General features: G+C 38.0%; 18 protein-coding genes. 16 read left to right on the top strand and 2 right to left on the bottom strand.

Translation table 11 applies throughout. The features are described 5' to 3' along the window. The first annotated feature begins 36 nt into the window (after nt 1-36). From ADU73_RS03215 to manA, 11 genes are all read left to right on the top strand, one after another. The gene (locus ADU73_RS03215) at nt 37-465 is read left to right on the top strand and encodes a DUF2712 domain-containing protein (RefSeq protein ID WP_062913175.1); all 429 of its coding nucleotides are present in this window, start codon (nt 37-39) and stop codon (nt 463-465) included. Nucleotides 466-538: 73 nt separating this feature from the next. Beyond that, nucleotides 539-1,339 (top strand): hypothetical protein, encoded by an 801-nt coding sequence (locus tag ADU73_RS03210; protein WP_046870800.1) that lies wholly within the window; start codon nt 539-541, stop codon nt 1,337-1,339. Between the two features lie 61 nt (nt 1,340-1,400). Then, nucleotides 1,401-2,051: a hypothetical protein gene (locus ADU73_RS03205; protein ID WP_062903793.1), complete on the top strand. Its 651-nt coding sequence runs from the start codon at nt 1,401-1,403 to the stop codon at nt 2,049-2,051. Continuing rightward, nucleotides 2,035-2,403, top strand: coding sequence for a hypothetical protein (locus tag ADU73_RS03200; RefSeq protein WP_062913174.1), 369 nt, complete (start codon nt 2,035-2,037; stop codon nt 2,401-2,403). The genes ADU73_RS03205 and ADU73_RS03200 overlap by 17 nt, the downstream gene beginning before the upstream one ends. A gap of 84 nt (nt 2,404-2,487) precedes the next feature. Further along, complete coding sequence (locus ADU73_RS03195; RefSeq protein ID WP_010620873.1) at nt 2,488-3,660, top strand: IS256 family transposase; 1,173 nt, start codon at nt 2,488-2,490, stop codon at nt 3,658-3,660. A gap of 413 nt (nt 3,661-4,073) precedes the next feature. Continuing rightward, complete coding sequence (locus ADU73_RS03190; RefSeq protein ID WP_046870797.1) at nt 4,074-4,727, top strand: ATP-binding cassette domain-containing protein; 654 nt, start codon at nt 4,074-4,076, stop codon at nt 4,725-4,727. A gap of 191 nt (nt 4,728-4,918) precedes the next feature. Beyond that, a complete protein-coding gene (locus ADU73_RS03185) occupies nt 4,919-5,581 on the top strand; it encodes a TetR/AcrR family transcriptional regulator (RefSeq protein WP_046870796.1) in 663 nt (220 codons plus the stop codon). Continuing rightward, nucleotides 5,582-7,324, top strand: a complete 1,743-nt coding sequence (locus tag ADU73_RS03180; protein ID WP_062903792.1) for an ABC transporter ATP-binding protein — start codon at nt 5,582-5,584, stop codon at nt 7,322-7,324. Further along, a complete protein-coding gene (locus tag ADU73_RS03175) occupies nt 7,317-9,200 on the top strand; it encodes an ABC transporter ATP-binding protein (RefSeq protein WP_046872225.1) in 1,884 nt (627 codons plus the stop codon). Before ADU73_RS03180 ends, ADU73_RS03175 begins: the two co-directional genes overlap by 8 nt. A gap of 118 nt (nt 9,201-9,318) precedes the next feature. After that, nucleotides 9,319-10,332, top strand: coding sequence for a serine hydrolase domain-containing protein (locus tag ADU73_RS03170; RefSeq protein ID WP_046872226.1), 1,014 nt, complete (start codon nt 9,319-9,321; stop codon nt 10,330-10,332). Between the two features lie 105 nt (nt 10,333-10,437). Continuing rightward, entirely contained in the window at nt 10,438-11,409 is a 972-nt protein-coding gene (gene manA, locus ADU73_RS03165) for a mannose-6-phosphate isomerase, class I (protein WP_046872227.1), read from the top strand. A 60-nt stretch (nt 11,410-11,469) separates the two neighbouring features. Here manA and ADU73_RS03160 read toward each other — a convergent pair whose 3' ends face one another. Further along, a complete protein-coding gene (locus ADU73_RS03160; RefSeq protein ID WP_046872228.1) occupies nt 11,470-12,174 on the bottom strand; it encodes a type 1 glutamine amidotransferase in 705 nt (234 codons plus the stop codon). Next, nucleotides 12,175-13,521, bottom strand: a complete 1,347-nt coding sequence (locus tag ADU73_RS03155) for a Mur ligase family protein (protein ID WP_046872229.1) — start codon at nt 13,519-13,521, stop codon at nt 12,175-12,177. A 216-nt stretch (nt 13,522-13,737) separates the two neighbouring features. On the opposite strand from ADU73_RS03155, the gene ADU73_RS03150 reads away from it, so the two are divergent. The 5 genes from ADU73_RS03150 to glyA are packed head-to-tail and all read left to right on the top strand — an operon-like array spanning nt 13,738 to nt 18,544. Beyond that, the gene (locus ADU73_RS03150) at nt 13,738-14,328 is read left to right on the top strand and encodes a thymidine kinase (RefSeq protein ID WP_046872230.1); all 591 of its coding nucleotides are present in this window, start codon (nt 13,738-13,740) and stop codon (nt 14,326-14,328) included. After that, nucleotides 14,328-15,410, top strand: coding sequence for a peptide chain release factor 1 (gene prfA / locus ADU73_RS03145; RefSeq protein WP_046872231.1), 1,083 nt, complete (start codon nt 14,328-14,330; stop codon nt 15,408-15,410). The genes ADU73_RS03150 and prfA overlap by 1 nt, the downstream gene beginning before the upstream one ends. Continuing rightward, nucleotides 15,403-16,281, top strand: coding sequence for a peptide chain release factor N(5)-glutamine methyltransferase (prmC, locus tag ADU73_RS03140; protein ID WP_046872232.1), 879 nt, complete (start codon nt 15,403-15,405; stop codon nt 16,279-16,281). Before prfA ends, prmC begins: the two co-directional genes overlap by 8 nt. After that, nucleotides 16,271-17,293: an L-threonylcarbamoyladenylate synthase gene (locus tag ADU73_RS03135; protein WP_062913173.1), complete on the top strand. Its 1,023-nt coding sequence runs from the start codon at nt 16,271-16,273 to the stop codon at nt 17,291-17,293. Before prmC ends, ADU73_RS03135 begins: the two co-directional genes overlap by 11 nt. A 12-nt stretch (nt 17,294-17,305) precedes the next feature. After that, nucleotides 17,306-18,544, top strand: a complete 1,239-nt coding sequence (gene glyA, locus ADU73_RS03130; protein WP_046872234.1) for a serine hydroxymethyltransferase — start codon at nt 17,306-17,308, stop codon at nt 18,542-18,544. Nucleotides 18,545-18,595 lie beyond the last annotated feature (51 nt).

Raw genomic sequence — 18,595 nt, 5'->3', positions numbered from 1 at the left:
GCAGTTGCATACAAGAAATTTAAGGAAAGATTTATTATGAAAACGAAAAAGATTATGTCTGCCTTGTTTATTGCATGTTTAAGTTTTGGTTTTATTACTACTTCAGCTTTGGCTGGTAATGATGAACATAATTATAGTATGCGTGTTTATGGTTTCCAACAAAACAGTCATTCGGCAGGTTGGTACAGGCAAACAACTAATTATAAAAATAATTGGAAGGTCAAATTAGAGACATCTGGTGAAGGCGCTCATACCATTTCAACATTCTGGCTAGAGAAATCAGGCGGAGCAAATGTTAGCCCAAGTGTCAATAAGACAGCCGGAAATGCTGCGTCATACAGGCGAGTCAATGCATCTTTCCCTGGAAAGGAAACTGTGATGTTAACGGCTCAAAATAATAATATTTCAGGTAATGAGTATAACGTTTCGGGATATTGGGATGAAAAAACCGGAAAAATTCAATAGCTAAGTTCTATGGTGGTCATCTAATGTTAATTTATGTAGATGGCCATTACTCTTATTGGTAGGGGGAATTCTGATGTTAAGATTTGAAATTAGTAAACTTTTAAAAAATCGACGGTTTATTTTCTTTGCTATCCTAATCATACTTGTTCCTGAAATGGATTTATTAATTCAACTTAAAAATCAATTCGAGGTAGGATTTGATACTGCATCGTATATAACAAATCCAGCAATGGCAAGCTTTTTGGCCGGTAATTCTATTGGACACTACGGACAGATGATTCTTATTTGGCTGCTACCTGTAATTTTATTAAACTTATATACGGATCAACACGTGTCAGAAATAAAAAATGGTTACCAAAATGCTACTTTGATTAGAGAGAGCCGAAAAAAAGTTTATCAAACTAAACTAGCTTTATCAGCCATTATTCCTGGCTTACTAGTATTTATTTCTTTATTGCTTAATTTCGTTATAGCGCTACTTGTTTGGCATGGTGGAAAAGATTTTTCTGGCATGGAGGATGAGTTGCAACAACTTAAGGCTGTTAAATCTTTCCAATTATTAGTATTTCAAATGAAACATCCATATGGCACTATGGTAATCTATATTTTTATTTTTACAATAACGGTTGCCATTTTCGGTATGGTCACACAAGCCATTGTGTTCATGTTCCCCAATTATTACATTGCTTATCCTTTTGCTTTTCTTTTATGGATTGTACAAATCATGTCACCATACAGTTCCACTTACTTTATGCAACCTTTTATTGAATATGGATTGAGGTTCATTATTCCGGCTATAATTATTTATTTATCTTCTAGTTTGATAGTAATTGGGATTGGGTACTTTAGGCAGGTGAAGGCAGATGTTCTTTGAGAGTAAAAAAAAATTAGTGATTATCTATTTGTTTCTAATTATATTTTTAGCAGCTTATTGGGTGTCGTTAAATAGGTTCGCACCAAATATTATAACGAGTTTTCAAAGCTTTCATACGATTGAAGATACTGTTGCAAATTATCATTATGATGTGGGACAGGCCACCATTTTTTCGCTTATTTTTGCTACAATTATTTTAAAAAGTTATTTGAACATTTATATGAGTGAATTAATACGTTCCGATACGCAAAAGTATTATTGGCGCTTTATTAAATCTGTTTGTATCCAAGCAATGATTTTTACGATTGTTTTTGAAGGTGTGGACCTGGTTATGCTGTTTATTAGAGTTCAACATTCGCTTTTATTTGACCCCGTAATACTGTTGGCGTTGGGTATACGCTATTTAGTTTTTTGGGGTTACTATATAATCCAAGGTTCATTATTATTTTTAGTTATGCAGTATTCTAAAAATGCTTTGGTAACAATTTTTATTGTTCCGTTCATTAATGTCATTACTCTTAAATTTTGCCGAACTTTTGAATATACGCATCCTATTTCTAGTATGAATACAATTGATTGGCTATGGAAAGGACATTTTGACTGGTTTACAATTCTAACAGCTTTGTTACAGATCGTGATTATTATTGCATTATTAGCCATTTGGAATATTCAAAGGCTGAGGAAGGAAGATTTACTTGAAATCGCAAAATAAATTGGCATTTTTAAGCATTGGCCTGTTACTTTTCTATCTAATACTCGCTAAGAATTATTTATTTGGTAAATTTACCATCCAAAATCTTTTTCGTGGTGTTGATTTCGGTGCCAACACTATGCAAACTCTGGTATTTATCTTTTTCTTTTTTACCATTGCTACATTGAATTTTGCACTTCTCCAATCTTGGTTTTCTGACTGGTTAATTTTGCAGCTTATTCGTTACAAAAAAATTAGTCATGCTTTTAAGAATTTGAATGAAACTATCTTTAAACTTAATGTTTTGTTTCACATTATGTTTATAATACTATTTTTTGTTTTTTCAGAGTTATTTCATGGAGTGTTTAAATAATTATGTGTAAATGATTCATTGAAAAAGGGAAGCCTCTCCCTTATGATAGTTAGCGTCTAAACAAACATCACAGGAGGCTTCCCCATGAATCAGTTTACCAAAGAAATCGTCACAGCACTAGCGCAGCGTCAGGATCTAGATATTATTTTCAAAGATCAACTAGAAACGGCCGTTAATGAGCTATTACAAAATGAACTTTCTGCATTTTTAGGTTATGAGCCCTATGATAGGAATGGCTTCAATTCAGGAAATTCTCGTAATGGCCACTACACGAGAACCTTTAATACAAAATATGGCGAATTGAATCTTACGATTCCCCGTGATCGAAACGGAGAATTTGTTAACCACACATTACCAGCCTATCAACGACGAACAGACCAGTTAGAACAAACCATCATTCAGCTTTATCAAAAGGGAATTACCACTCATGAGATCGCCGATCTGATGGAAAAAATGTATGGTTCCTATTACACGCCACAGACAGTTTCCAATCTAACTAAGGTAGTTAACGAACAAGTTGAAGCTTTCAAGAATCGAACGTTATCAGAACGGTACGCTGTCGTTTATTTAGATGCCACATATCTTCCCTTGCGACGTGACACAGTTGCCAAAGAAGCAGTTCATATTGCGATTGGCATTCAACCTAATGGTCATAAGGAAGTGCTGTCTTACAAGATAGCTCCGACAGAATCTAGTTCTGTGTGGTCTGAAGTATTAGCTGATTTGAAGGATCGTGGCGTACAACAAACCTTACTTTTTGTGGCCGATGGATTGGTTGGCCTCGAAACTGCCGTTGGTAAATATTATCCAAACGCCGTTATTCAGCAATGCCTAGTTCATGTAAGTCGTAATATTTCGCATCATGTACGGGTTCATGACCGTAAAGCTGTGTTAAATGATTTTAAGTTAATTCATCAAGCAACCAATAAACGAATGGCTGAGCACAGCTTAGCCAACTTTGTTGACCATTGGCGCAAAAGATATCCCAAAGTTACGCAAGCTTTATTAAAGAACCAGAAATTACTGGTATTTTTTAATTTTCCACCGGCTATCCGGTCTAGTATTTATAGTACCAATCTTATCGAATCATTTAACAAAAAATTTAAGCGACAAACAAAGAAACGTGAACAATTTCCCAACGAAGAATCTTTGGAAAGAACCTTAATGACTGTAATTCTTGATTACAATGACAAATTTGGGCGACGAACACATAAAGGGTTCAACCTAGTTCAAGACACTTTAGAATCAATGTTTTAGTTCAAAAGTGAGAGGCTTTTTCATTTACACATAAAATTTGACACTCTCATTTCATGCTTCTTCGTCGATTTCTTTTTCGCTTTTATCGATGTTATTGACTAACTTTTTAATCTGTAACTTGTATATGTTAACTCAATTCTTATTTAATCTATATTTTTCAGATCGAGTGGGATATTTTCTTGTACTTGTTTATGCGGGTCTTTTTTTAATGGTTGGCGAGAGCTTGTTTGTAAATGGTGGATCAGTGATTTTTCAAATCTTGGCCTGGCCACAGTTTATATGTCAACAACGATTAAGTATTCTTCATGTAAATTTACTAGTGTGGTATGTAATACTACTGGTTCTTTTTATGCTCGTTGAGGGGCTAATTTATGGACGACTTAGACAAATTGATTGGTTACGGAGGGATTAAAATGAAAATTGAATTACGTCATTTCTCTAAAACTTTAAAAAAACGTTCCGTGTTAACCGATGTTAGCTATACTTTTAATGATGGGGCAATATATGGATTATACGGAATTAATGGATCAGGTAAAACGATGTTATTAAGAGCAATGGCTGGTCTTATCCATGCGACTAATGGTGAGGTACTGGTAAACGATAAAATTTTGCATAAGGATATTGATTTCTCACCAGAAACGGGTATTCTTATCGAAAATATGAGCCTGTTACCACAATATTCAGCTTTTGAGAACTTAAAAATTTTAGGTAAAATTCAGCATGTAGCAAATGATGCGGATATTGAAAATACTTTAAAGGCAGTTGGATTAGAAGCAAACATTCATGAACCAGTTGTGAAAGATTTTTCGTTAGGAATGAGGCAGAAATTAAATATTGCCCAAGCAGTTTTTGAAGATCAAAAAATCATTCTTTTAGATGAGCCAACAAATGGGTTAGACACTGATAGTGTTAGCAAATGCATCAAACTTTTACGTAAGCTGAGAGATGAAGGAAAATTAATCGTGGTCGCAACACACGTGGCTGAAGATATGAAAAAGCTGGCGGATGTTCAGCTGCACATTGTCGAAGGAAAGATAGAATCAACGGAACGAGTATCCGTTGGGTAAATTTATTTATACATTTTAAAAAAACGCTGCTAAAGTATTTAGCGGCGTTTTTTAATTTGATTGTTGATAAATAATTTAGAAGATTGTTAACTGAAAATATGAGAAAAAAAGTCTACAATTTTGTATTGCAAAAGCATGGATTAAGCGTATAATCATCAATTATGACAGTGTGTCATTTTGAGGAGGAAAAGATGCCAAAAGCAACGTATTTCAATCTAAACGAGGAGAAAAAAGCTCGATTGATGCAAGCTGCACAACATGAATTTTCACGAGCACCGCTTGAGGATGTATCAGTCAGTGCAATTGTCAAAGATGCGGAGATTCCGCGGGGGAGCTTCTATCAGTACTTTGAAAACAAAGAAGATCTTTATTACTATTTTTTGGGAAACATAGTTACGGATATTGAACAACATTTTTTTGACATGTTAAAGAAAACACATGGGGACTTGTTTGCAGCGATGACGCTTTTCTTTAATTTTGCGGTGGAAGAAATTACTGAAGGACCGAATGCCGATATTTTTAAAAATGTTGGCACAAATGATTTTCAGCATGGTCAAAACTCTAAGCACTTTGGGAAAAATCACCACAAACATCCCTTTTTTAAAGCGGTGTTGGCGATCGAAGACAAAATTGCTACATCTGTTGACCGAACCAAATTGCGGATTGAAAATGATGAAGAGTTAAAAAATTTACAGCAATTACTTTTCACTGTGTTTGCGCATACAATTGGTCATTATTTTCGTTCTCAAAAAGAAGACTCACCCGAAACGATCGCTAATGCTAAGGCAGAATTTGCAACGACCTTAGATTGGATCGCAAATGGGGCACTAAAATCAAAAAAGGAGCTTGGTTAAATGCTTAAATTATCACGAAAATACCTTGCCTGGTGGGCAGTAGGTATTGGAACCGCATTTTTAATTGTTCAAGTAATATGTGATTTATGGTTACCAAATATCACTTCAGATATTATTAATAACGGGGTTGCTAAAAGTAATATCTCGTATATTTGGAATTCCGGTTATAAAATGTTGGCAATCTCACTTCTTGGTATGATCGCTGCAGCAGTCAATGTGTACTTTGCAGCGACTCAATCTCAGAGAATGGGTAGTAAAATTCGTGAAGATCTTTTTAAAAAAGTTTCTTTTTTATCAAATCATGAATTCGAACATTTTGGGGATGCATCTTTAATCACACGAACAACCAATGATGTCATTCAAATTCAAAACGTTATGGTTATGATTTTACGGATGATGCTGCAATCACCAATTATGTTGATTGGTGCTGGGATTATGGCTTATAACAAACAGCCAGCACTAACCGCAGTTTTCTTGGTTGCAATTCCGGTACTTGTCTTTTTTGTTGGAATTATTATGTACTTTGCAGTGCCTCTTTTTCAAGGGATGCAAAAGAAGATCGATCGAATTAACTTAGTTTTCCGTGAAGGTTTAACAGGTGTGCGGGTCATTCGGGCTTTTAATCGTGATAAATTTGAGCAGGATCGCTTTGGAGAAGCCAATAAAGATTATACGCATACAGCGATCAAAGTATTTACGATTGTTTCCTTTATGTTACCAATCATGACCCTCATTATGAGTGGTACAAATATGGGAATTATCTGGTACGGAGCTAAATTAATTTCTAATCAAACGATGCAAGTAGGCAACTTGGTTGCATTTATGACATATGCTGCTCAAATTTTGATGAGTTTTATGATGCTTTCAATGGTATTTGTTTTGATCCCTCGTGCATCAGCATCTGCCAAACGAATTAATGAAGTTTTGGAAATGAAGAACAGTGTCAAAGATCCAGAACAGCCAATCTCAGTTAGTGAAGAAACAAAAACAGCTTCACTAGAATTTAAAAATGTCGATTTCCGCTATAAAGGGATGGATGAACTAGCAATTGATGGTGCTAATTTCAAGGCCACCGCGGGTCAAACTGTTGCAATTATTGGTGGCACTGGTTCAGGTAAATCAACGTTGGTAAGCTTAATTCCTCGTTTCTTTGATCCTGAAAAGGGTGAAATCTTAATTAACGGTACTGACATTAAAACGATGAGCCAAAAGGATGTTCATGCAAAAGTTTCCTTAGCACAACAAAAATCGGTCCTATTCCAAGGCACTGTTCGGGAAAATATGCAGTTCGGTAATCCGGATGCAACGGATGACGAGATTTGGCATGCAATGGAGATTGCTCAGGCAACAGAATTCATCCATAAAGATGAAGATGGTTTAGATGCTTGGGTAGAACAAAATGGGGATAACTTCTCCGGTGGTCAAAAGCAACGTTTAACGATTGCACGGACGTTAGTAAAACAAGCACCAGTATATGTGTTTGATGATTCATTCTCAGCACTTGATTTTAAAACGGATGCTGAACTTCGTCACTCACTGCGCGAAGATAGTCAGATTCAAAAGAGCGTGGTTGTCATTGTTGCCCAACGAATTGCAACCGTTGCTGATGCCGACCTTATCTTAGTGATTGATGATGGCAAGATTGTGGGCCAGGGTAATCATCAAGAACTCAAGGCCAATAATGAAACTTATCGGGAAATTATTGACTCACAAATTAAGAAGGGAGATCAGGCAAATGGCTAAAAATAGTGAAAAAGCACCACAACGAACTGGCGGTCATGGTGGTCATGGCGCAGGAATGGGTCGGCCAATCGAAAAACCACAACATTTCTGGAAAACGACCGGACGCTTACTTCGATATCTCTCTCCTTGGATGGTAATGGTTGTACTTGTTTTAATAATGGCTGGTGTTTCCGTTGTTCTGCAAATTAATGCACCTAAAGTTTTAGGAAAAGCTACAACGCAAATTTTTGAAGGGGTTATGAAGGGGCAGGCTCAAATGAAGGCCGGAATTGCCATTCATACCTTACCTATTAACTTTACAAAGATTGTTCATATTTTAGCGACAGTTGGAATTTTATATGGATTGTCTGCGCTGTTCAGTTTCGCGCAACAAGCTGTTATGACCCAGGTATCACAGCGGGCAGTTTACCAAATGCGTAAAGATTTTAAGGCAAAATTGCAACGCGTTCCCGTTTCTTATTATGATACCCATTCTAATGGTGATATTATGAGTCGGATGTCCAATGATATGGATAATATTTCCGGAACTTTGCAGCAGAGTTTGACTCAGTTAGTTACCAGTGTTTTCCAGTTTGTTGGTGTACTTTATATGATGCTGACAATTAGTTGGAAATTGACAATCATTGCTGTTTTAACGTTACCATTAAGCTTAATTGTGGTAGCATATGTGGCTCCTAAGTCACAAAAGTTCTTTACTGGTCAACAAAAACATTTAGGATTGTTAAATGATCAAATTGAAGAGACCTATGCAGGCCATACAGTTGTGAAGAGCTTTAATCATGAAGATAAAGCAATTCAAGATTTCAAGAAAGAAAACGATAAATATTTAAATTATTCTTGGAAGGCTCAATTCGTTTCCGGTTTAATCATGCCATTAATGAATTTTATCAAAAACTTGGGTTATGTATTTGTTGCTGTTTTTGGTGGAATTGAAGTTGCTAATGGTCAAATCACGTTAGGTAATGTGCAGGCTTTCTTGCAATATACGCAACAATTTTCACAACCAATTACTCAAATCGCCAATTTGACGAATACCATTCAGTTGACGATTGCGTCAGCAGAGCGAATTTTTGCTGTAATTGATGAACCTGAAATGGAAGAAACGCACGTCGATATTCCAGATGTTAAGAATCCAGATGCAGAAGTTGCGTTTGACCATGTTGATTTTCGATACGTGGAAGATACACCTTTAATTCAGGACTTTAATCTGAAAGTAAATTCTGGTGAAATGGTGGCCATTGTTGGACCAACTGGAGCTGGAAAAACGACAATTATTAATTTGCTCGAACGTTTTTATGATATTAAAGACGGCTCCATCAAGTTAGATGGGGTAGATACCCGCAACTTGAGTCGTCCTAAGTTACGTTCCGAATTTGCCATGGTTCTTCAGGATACGTGGCTGTTTACGGGAACAATTCGTGAAAATATCAAGTATGGTCGCGAAGATGCCACCGATGACGATATGGTTGCATCTGCCAAAGCGGCTCATGCAGATACCTTTATTCGTGAGTTGCCAAACGGTTACGATACAGTTCTTAACGAGTCTGCATCGAACATTTCACAAGGGCAACGGCAATTATTGACAATTGCGCGAGCATTCTTGGCAGATCCTAAAATTCTTATTTTAGATGAAGCGACTAGCTCGGTTGATACGCGAACAGAAGTTTTGATTCAGCATGCTATGAACAAGTTGCTTAAGGGCCGGACAAGCTTTGTGGTTGCCCATCGGCTTTCAACAATTCGGAATGCCCAAAATATCGTGGTTGTAAATCACGGTCAAATTGTTGAAACAGGGAATCATGATAGCTTGATGGAACAAAATGGTTTCTATGCTGATTTGTATAATAGTCAGTTCTCTGGTAATGAAGTTATTTAAAAGTTAAATTTTAAAAATTAAAAATCCATTATTCGTAAGTTGTTTCATAATTGAGTATGAGACAATAACTGAGTAATGGATTTTTTGTGCCTATTCAAATCGAGGAGATTAAAAATTAATGTTAGTCTACAAAAATACAGAGATCCAAATTGCAAAAATGGTTCAGGACAAAATTATTCCTGGTGTTTCATATGCCATTCTGGATCATGAACAAGTCATTCAACATATCTTGGGAAGCGCCGAAGTAGTTCCTAAACGAAAAAAATTACGAGCGGGGATGCAATATGATGTCGCGTCATTGACCAAAGTTGTGGGAACTGAAATTTTGATTGCCCAGCTGGCAGAAACTGGACTCCTTGCGTATGATGAACCGGTTTGTACGTATTTACCTAACTTTTTTGATTCACGCGTTACTGTCCGTCATTTATTAACGCACACATCAGGGATTACCGGCTACATTCCGCATCGTAATGAATTGAGTGAAGAGGCACTTTTGCAGGCGCTATTTACACTGCAAATTGGACCAGATTTTAACAAAAAAGTAGTTTATTCAGATCTTAATTATATTTTTCTAGGTTTAATTGCAGAGCGTTTTTGTCATCAGCCTGTTCAGACAGCCATTACCAAGCGCGTCCTCCAACCGCTGGGGTTAAAACAAACCGGATTCCATCCAGATCCTTTGAATTGCGTGCCTACAGAATGGTCTCCACAAACAGGCTTAATCCAAGGAGTTGTGCATGATCCTAAAGGAAGAATTTTGGGTGCCCATTGTGGATCAGCAGGGCTTTTTTCTACATTGGGAGATTTAACCCGCTTTATCGATTGGCTATTAGCGCCAGAAAAAGTTCCGGGAGTGTTATCTTCACAAAGTGTGGACCGACTTTTTAAAAATGAAACGTCTAATCCAAAACTAGTGCGTTCATTTGGTTGGGGATTGCTTTCTCAAGGAGAAGATGACCAGAAACATTGGGTATTAAAGCATAGCGGTTTTACAGGCACCATGTTGGTAGTCGATCGTCAACAAAAACGGGGGCTAGTTTTTCTTTCTAATCGTGTACATCCAACGGCGAACAATCAAGTGTATTTTAAATACCGCCAGCAAGTAATTGATGCATTTTTACAAGAAGGTTAGAAATAATCAAGCGCTTCCTGAAAGCGCTATGGTTTTATGGTAAACTGTTATTGTAATAGTAAAAAGTACTTTAAAATAGTCATCAAAGACGAAGGAGAGATAGTTTTGAGTGAACCATTATTTTTAGCTCCAGTATTTCATGAAAAAATTTGGGGCGGCAAGAAATTAGCTACTGAATTTGGATATAAGATTCCTAGTGATACAACCGGTGAATGTTGGGCAATTTCTGCTCATCCTCATGGTCCAGCAACGGTAACTAACGGGCCATACAAAGGCCTAACTTTGGATAAGGTTTGGGATCAACATCGCGAGGCTTTTGGGAACGCTAAAGGTGATGTCTTTCCGCTACTAACTAAAATCTTGGATGCAAATGATGATTTATCGGTACAAGTTCATCCAGATGATGCATATGCTGCTAAGCACGAGCATGAATTAGGAAAGACCGAGTGCTGGTATATTATTTCTGCAGAACCTGGGGCAGAACTTTACTATGGGCATAATGCAAAGAGTCGCGAAGAACTTGCTGATTGGATTAACCATGGTGAATGGAATAAATTATTCCGTCGTGTACCGGTTAAACCAGGTGAGTTCTACTACGTACCCAGTGGAACAATTCATGCCTTAGGAAAAGGAATTATGGTTTTAGAGACCCAGCAAAGTAGTGATACGACTTATCGGTTGTATGACTTTGATCGGGTTGATAAAACAACTGGTAAAAAACGTGAACTGCACTTGCAGCAGTCGATTGATGTAACGACAGTGCCACATGTTGATCCAAAATTAAATATTGAAAAAACAACGGTTGGGGATGCAGAAGTTACAACATACGTCAAACCACCAGTTTCACCACATTTTTCTGTTTATCAATGGTTATTAAAGAACGGAACGGCTACTTTCAAACGTCAAGCTGCACCTTATACATTAGTTTCTGTATTAAAGGGTGAAGGTAAAATTACAGTTGATGGTAAGAGTTACGATATTAAAAAGGGTGTGCATTTTATTTTGCCTTACCAGGTTAAAGAATGGACATTAACTGGAGATCTACAGATTATTGCAAGTGAACCAGGAGAAGAATAGCTTTAGAAAAAAACGGTTAGTTATGAATTTGAATTCATGACTAACCGTTTTTTTATAGTTTTAAAATGTTTCTGAAATTTTTAAGGCCCTTTGTTGGGTTAAATCAGCCTGTGGATATTTACGTTCCAAAGCTGTGATTAGAAGGTGTTTTGCCAAACTACCATTGCGGGTTAAAATTGGGCCATGAAAGTAAGACCCATAAACGTTCTTGTAGATCACACCTTCAGTTTTATCTTGACCATTATTACCATGACCACTTTCAACGATTCCGAGCGGCTCTTCACCTTTTCCCAGGAAGGTCATCCCATTATGATTTTCAAAACCATGATATTCTTCATGGGTACGTTTGTTTTTAATTAAGATATTGCCAATAAATCGATTGTTATCTTGGCTGAGTGTGTAATGGTCTAAAGCCCCAATTCCGGGAATCTTTTCACCGTTTGCACCAATATAATAATGACCAAGGAGTTGGTAACCACCGCAAATTGCCAATAGAGGGCCACCATCATCGATATATTTGGTCAGTTCATCTTTTTTGGAAGCAATATCTTTAGAGACAATGAGTTGTTCATAATCCTGACCGCCACCAAAGAAAACTAAATCAAAATTGTCTGCTTTGAATTCATCATCCAGACTAATTACTTTGATGTTAAGATCGGTATTCATTTGTTTGGCATAATATTTAAGGGCCAGCAAGTTACCATTATCACCATAGGTATTTAAGAGGTTGCCATATAAATGGGCAACGTTTAAGGAATAGTTCAATTAAAGTCCCTCCTTAATATAGCCTTCATCGGCCAGCTGTTTGCGTAATTGGATCATCGCAGTGTAAGTTGCAAAGACATAAACACGTTTTGTGGGTAACTCTTTGAATTTATTAACGGCGGCCTGTAAATCATGTTCAGCCCATAGCTGATCGTCAGGAACGCCAGCCACTTTTAAACGGAAGGTGACGTCTTTGTAGCGTTCGCCACCAGTCATAAATTGTTTAATGTTCATTTTGGGTAGCTTTTCAAACTCACCATCCCAAATCCAACTGGTATCCAAACCATCCGCGTAATTTGCGTTTAATAAGGTTACTAATGAAAATGGCTGGGTTTCCGTACCGACCATGTCGATCACTTGATTGAGGCCGACGGGATTTTTCACTAAAACAATTGTGATTTCTTTGTCGCCAACTTGAATTTGTTCCTGGCGACCAAAAACATGTTCATCAGGATCGTTTAAAGCCCTTGAAATTTCCACATCAGAAACACCCATGAATTTTCCAACTGAATAAGCCGCTAACGCGTTGTAGACGTTGTACAAACCACCAATATGCAAATCAAACTGGTTGCCATCAATTTTGAATGCTGAAGTCGCAGGGGTGAGTTGATCAACACTAGTTAGCTGATAATTGAGATCCGGACGTTTAAAACCACAGTGTGGACAATAATATTTACCAAGATTACTGTAAACAATGAATTTATAATGAAGAATATGCTGACAAACAGGACATAAAATGCCATCCGTGTTGACATCCGCAAGCCTTTCGCCATCAGACTGGTTATTAAAGCCATAATACTGAATTGGATTTGGTAGTTGCTTAGAATTAAAAATTGAGGCATCACCATTAGCAATAATCGTTGCGTCAGGAGCTAAGGCAACCCCATCCAGAATCTTTTGATAGGTTGTATAGATTTCGCCATAGCGATCCATTTGATCACGAAAAATGTTAGTGAATACAAATGCGAGGGGTTTAATGTATTTCGTGACCTTAATCACATTTGCTTCATCAACTTCTAGAACAGCAATTTGACGACCGTTTTTAGATTTCTTTGCGGTCAAAAAAGTTGTTACAATTCCTTGCTCCATATTAGAACCGCTGGGGTTAGTTAACACTTGACCAAATTTTTGATCGAGTACTTTGACAGTGAGCGCAGTGGTTAAAGTTTTTCCGTTGGTTCCAGTAATGATAATCACATCATAGTTTTTACCTAAAACTTTTAAAATATCAGGATCGATTTTTGTAGTTAGTTTTCCGGGGAGTGAACTTCCACCGTTGCGAAATTTATGCAAGAACCAATAAGCGGATTTTCCCGTGGCAATTGCAAGTGAACTTTTGAGTGACATATGACTCCTCCATAAAATTGATAAAAGGCTTAATACCATGAATACTAAATGTTAATTTTAAGCCCAATGATCAAAAAAAGAAAGCTATCTGGAAAAAGATGTCTAAGAAATAAGCATGAAGTAACGATGTCTAAAATTTTGGCTTTGATTGGAGATGAAATTTTCTTGGTTATCGGCTATACTAAATAGGAAGTTAATACAAAGGGAGAGACTACTTTGGCACAGTTATTTTTTCACTATGGCGCAATGAATAGCGGTAAATCGATCGAAATTTTAAAAGTTGCTCATAACTACGAGGAACAACATAAGTCGGTTGTTTTAATGACTAGCGGAATCGATACCCGTAAAAAAGTTGGCGAGATTGCCAGTCGGATTGGTTTGCATCGAACAGCGGAGCCCATCTTTGATGATACGGATATTTATAAGCGGGTTTTAGAGTTAAATCCCAATGCGGCCTGTTTATTGATTGATGAGGCGCAATTCTTAAAAAAACACCACATTTTAGAACTGGCCAAAGTGGTGGATGATTTGAACATTCCGGTCATGACCTTTGGATTGAAAAATGATTTTCGTAATGAACTATTTGAAGGTTCTAAATATTTGTTAATTTATGCGGATAAAATCGAAGAAATGAAGACGATTTGTTGGTTCTGTAAGCATAAGGCTATTATGAACTTGCGTTTTGCAAATGGTAAACCAGTGTATGAAGGTGAACAGGTTCAGATTGGTGGTAATGAGGCGTATTATCCAGTTTGTCGTCGTCATTATTTCAATCCGCCTTTGGATGAAATGAGGGAAAGTAAGTAATGAACAATTTTGTTGATAAACTGCAATCGGTTGAAGATCGCTATGATGAGTTAAACGAACTTCTAGCTGATCCAGACGTGATTTCTGACTCACAGAAATTTACAGAACTATCTAAAGAGGAAGCAAGTATTCGTGAAACGGTGGCTAAGTTTCGGGAATACAAAAAAGTAATTAAACAGATCTCAGACAATGAAGAGTTACAACGCGAAAAACTAGATTCTGAAATGGATGAGTTAGTAAAATCGGAGCTTAGTACGCAACGGGCTCAAAAAAAGGATTTAGAAGATCAGATCAAAGTTTTAATGTTACCAACGGATCCTAATGACGAAAAAAATATCATTATGGAAATTCATGGTGCTGCTGGTGGGGATGAAGCAAGTTTATTTGCTGCTGACCTTTTCAATATGTATTCACGTTACGCTGAACGGCAAAATTGGAAAGTGCAAGTAGTAGATGAGAACGCTACAGAAGTAGGTGGCTTTAAAGAAATTGTTTTAATGATTTCCGGTAGTAGTGTTTACTCGAAGCTTAAATATGAAAATGGTGCGCATCGTGTTCAGCGGATCCCATCAACTGAATCAGCAGGACGAGTGCATACCTCGACAGCAACGGTCGGCGTCATGCCTGAAGCCGAGAATGTCGATATTAAAATTGATCCCAAAGATATTCGGACGGATGTTTATCGTTCTTCTGGGGCTGGTGGTCAACATATTAACAAGACATCATCTGCGGTTCGGATGACTCATTTGCCAACGGGAATCGTTGTCGCAATGCAAGATGAACGTTCTCAACAGCAAAACCGGGTTAAAGCAATGCAGATTTTAAAAGCCCGTGTGTATGATTACTATCAAACCCAAGAACAAGATGCCTATGATGCAGAACGGAAGAGTGCGGTTGGAACGGGTGATCGTTCCGAACGAATTCGAACATATAATTATCCGCAAAACCGGGTAACTGATCATCGGATTGGGTTAAGTTTGAACAAATTAGATCGGATTATGAACGGAGAGTTAGATGAAATTATTGATGCGTTGATCTTGGATGATCAAGCAAAGAAAATGGAGAATCTTCGGAATGAATAATCCTACTTATCTAGGGGCCCTTAAGTGGGCTTTTTTGTATATAAAACCAATTAATCAACCTGGTATTGATAATGATGGAGTCCGGTTATTGTTGGCAAATATGATGCAGTGGAACAATACCCAGTTGGTTTTACATTATCGAGATCAGTTAACTGACGCAGTTTGGCAGCAATATCAAAAAAATGTGCACCAATATGCAGCGGGGGTTCCTGTTCAGTACATTACCCAGCAGGCTACATTTTATGGGAATAAGCTGTTTGTTGATTCACGAGTTTTAATTCCGCGTTTTGAAACTGAGGAGTTGGTTGAGTGGGTTTTAAATGACAATGCTGACACACCACACACAGTGCTGGATTTGGGCACTGGATCAGGAGCAATTGCCATTGCCCTGAAAAAACAGCGAGCTAATTGGCAGGTGATGGGGTCGGATATTTCTGAAGCTGCCTTGCAGGTGGCTAACCAAAATGTGAATTCACAGGGAATTATGGTTTCTTTGGTTCAAAGCGATTTGTTTCAGAATCTGGCAGCAAAGAAGTTTGATATTATTGTCTCTAATCCGCCGTACATTGCTGAATCTGAAAAAGCGGTTATGGATCCAAGCGTGGTCGAGCATGAGCCACAACAGGCGCTATTTGCAAAAAATCAAGGATTAGCAATTTATGATCAATTAAGTGAGCAAGTGGGTGAACACCTTAATAAGGGTGGCAAATTATATTGTGAGTTTGGTTATCATCAAAAAAAGGCACTAGAAAAGTTATTTAAAGAGAGCCAAACCAAGTATCAGGTGGAATTTAAAAAAGATATTACGGATCATGATCGCATGATGCGGGTAATGATTGCTAATGAAGGGAAGTCACAGGATGAAAACTGAAATATATCATGCAGATACGATTAAAGAAGCTGCTAAACAGATTCAGGCGGGGCAATTAATTGCGTTTCCCACTGAGACAGTCTATGGGCTGGGAGCCGATGCGACGAACGAAACAGCCGTTAAACAAGTTTACATAGCCAAAGGGCGCCCAAGCGATAATCCACTTATTGTGCATGTAGCAAATGTCGAAACAGTGGAAAAATATGCGCAACCCTTGTCGGAAAAAACTCGCTTATTAATGAAAACATTTTGGCCAGGACCTTTAACAATTATTTTGCAACTGAAACCAGGAGCACTTTCGAAAAGTGTCACTGGGGGATTAACAACGGCAGCCTTCAGGAATCCCCGAAACCAAACAACGCTTGATTTGATCCGAGAAGCAGGTGTGCCAATTGTGGGACCATCAGCAAATACATCAGGCAAACCTAGTCCGACAGAAGCCAAGCATGTTTACCATGATTTGCATGGTAAAATTGCGGGAATCTTAGATGATGGGCCAACTCAGATCGGTGTAGAATCGACAGTTTTGGATATGTCTGGCGATGTGCCCACAGTTTTACGTCCCGGTGGGGTGAGCAAAGAAAAATTAGAGGCTGTAATTGGAACCGTTCGTTCTGATCACCACAAAGTTGGGAAAAATGAAGTTCCTAAAGCACCCGGCATGAAATATAAACACTACGCACCAAATGCCCAAGTTTTGATTGTGGCTGATGAGCAATGGCCCGAAGCGTTGAAGTGGGCAGCAGAGCAAACAAGTCCGGTTGGCGTGATGACTACCAAGCAGGTAAGCAGCCAAAACGAAATTCCGGCTAACGGTGAGTGGTTTTCTTTGGGTGATGATGTTCAATCAGCAAGTCACAATTTGTTTGCGGGATTGCGCCACTTTGATACAGAAAGTTCCGTTGCCTATATTTTGGCTCAAAAATTTGATAAACTTGGTCTAGGCGAGGCTTACATGAATCGTCTGGAAAAATCGGCAGGGCAACAATACTTTCAAACACCTAAACAGTAGGAGGCGTTTTTTATGGATTATCAAAAGCAAGACCCTGAATTATGGGATGCAATCGCCGGTGAACAAAATCGGCAACAACACAACATTGAATTGATTGCTTCAGAAAACATTGTTTCTAAAGCGGTAAGAGCGGCACAAGGTACTGTTTTAACCAATAAATATGCTGAAGGTTATCCAGGTAAACGGTATTATGGTGGCTGTCAGTACATTGATCAGGTTGAGCAACTGGCAATTGATCGGGCCAAAAAATTGTTCGGCGCAGAATATGCGAATGTCCAACCACATTCTGGTTCTCAAGCCAATGCAGCAGCTTATGCAGCGTTTATTAAGCCCGGTGATAAAATTCTGGGAATGGATCTAAACGCTGGTGGGCATTTGACCCATGGCGCTAAGGTCAGTTTTAGTGGTAAGTTCTACCATTCTGCGAGTTATGGGATTAATTCAGAAACTGAACGCTTAGATTATGAAGCAATTCGAGAAATTGCCCAAAAAGAAAAACCTCAAATTATCGTTGCTGGAGCGTCTGCTTACAGCCGTATTATTGATTGGCAGGCTTTTAGAGACATTGCGGATGAAGTTGGCGCTTATTTAATGGTTGATATGGCACATATTGCTGGACTGGTTGCTACTGGATTACACCCATCGCCGGTTGGAATTGCGGATGTGGTCACCACCACAACGCATAAAACTTTGCGAGGACCACGAGGAGGAATGATTCTTTCTCAAGAAAAATACGCCAAAAAAATAAACTCGGCCGTTTTTCCTACAACGCAGGGTGGTCCCTTAGAACATGTGATTGCTGCTAAGGCGGTGGCGTTTGGTGAAGCTCTAAAACCAGAATTTAAAACTTATATGCAACAAGTGAAGGATAATGCCACAGCAATGGCAACGACTTTTAACAGTTCTCAACTTGTCCGGGTTGTGTCTGGGGGAACTGATAATCATTTAATGACGTTAGATTTAACAAAGACAGAATTAAATGGACAACAAGTACAAGACTTATTAGATTCCATTTTTATTACAGCTAATAAGGAAGCAATTCCGAATGAAAAACGGAGTCCATTTAAAACTAGCGGTTTACGAATTGGAACGCCCGCAATTACAACTCGTGGATTTAATGAAGAAGATTGTCAAAAAGTTGCCGAAATTATTTTAGAAGCTCTAAAAAATTATAATTCCGCGGATAAACTAGCTGAACTTAAAACTCAAGTGTTTGCATTGACAGCAAAACATCCAATTGAGGTAAATTAATTAAATTACCCCTAGTTTTTTTGTGCTAAATTAGCTACAATTGATAAAGAT

Source organism: Pediococcus damnosus, assembly GCF_001611155.1.
In the GTDB taxonomy this organism is placed as follows: domain Bacteria; phylum Bacillota; class Bacilli; order Lactobacillales; family Lactobacillaceae; genus Pediococcus; species Pediococcus damnosus.
Note: the sequence above shows the minus strand (reverse complement) of the source record. Positions and strands in the feature narration are given on the sequence as shown.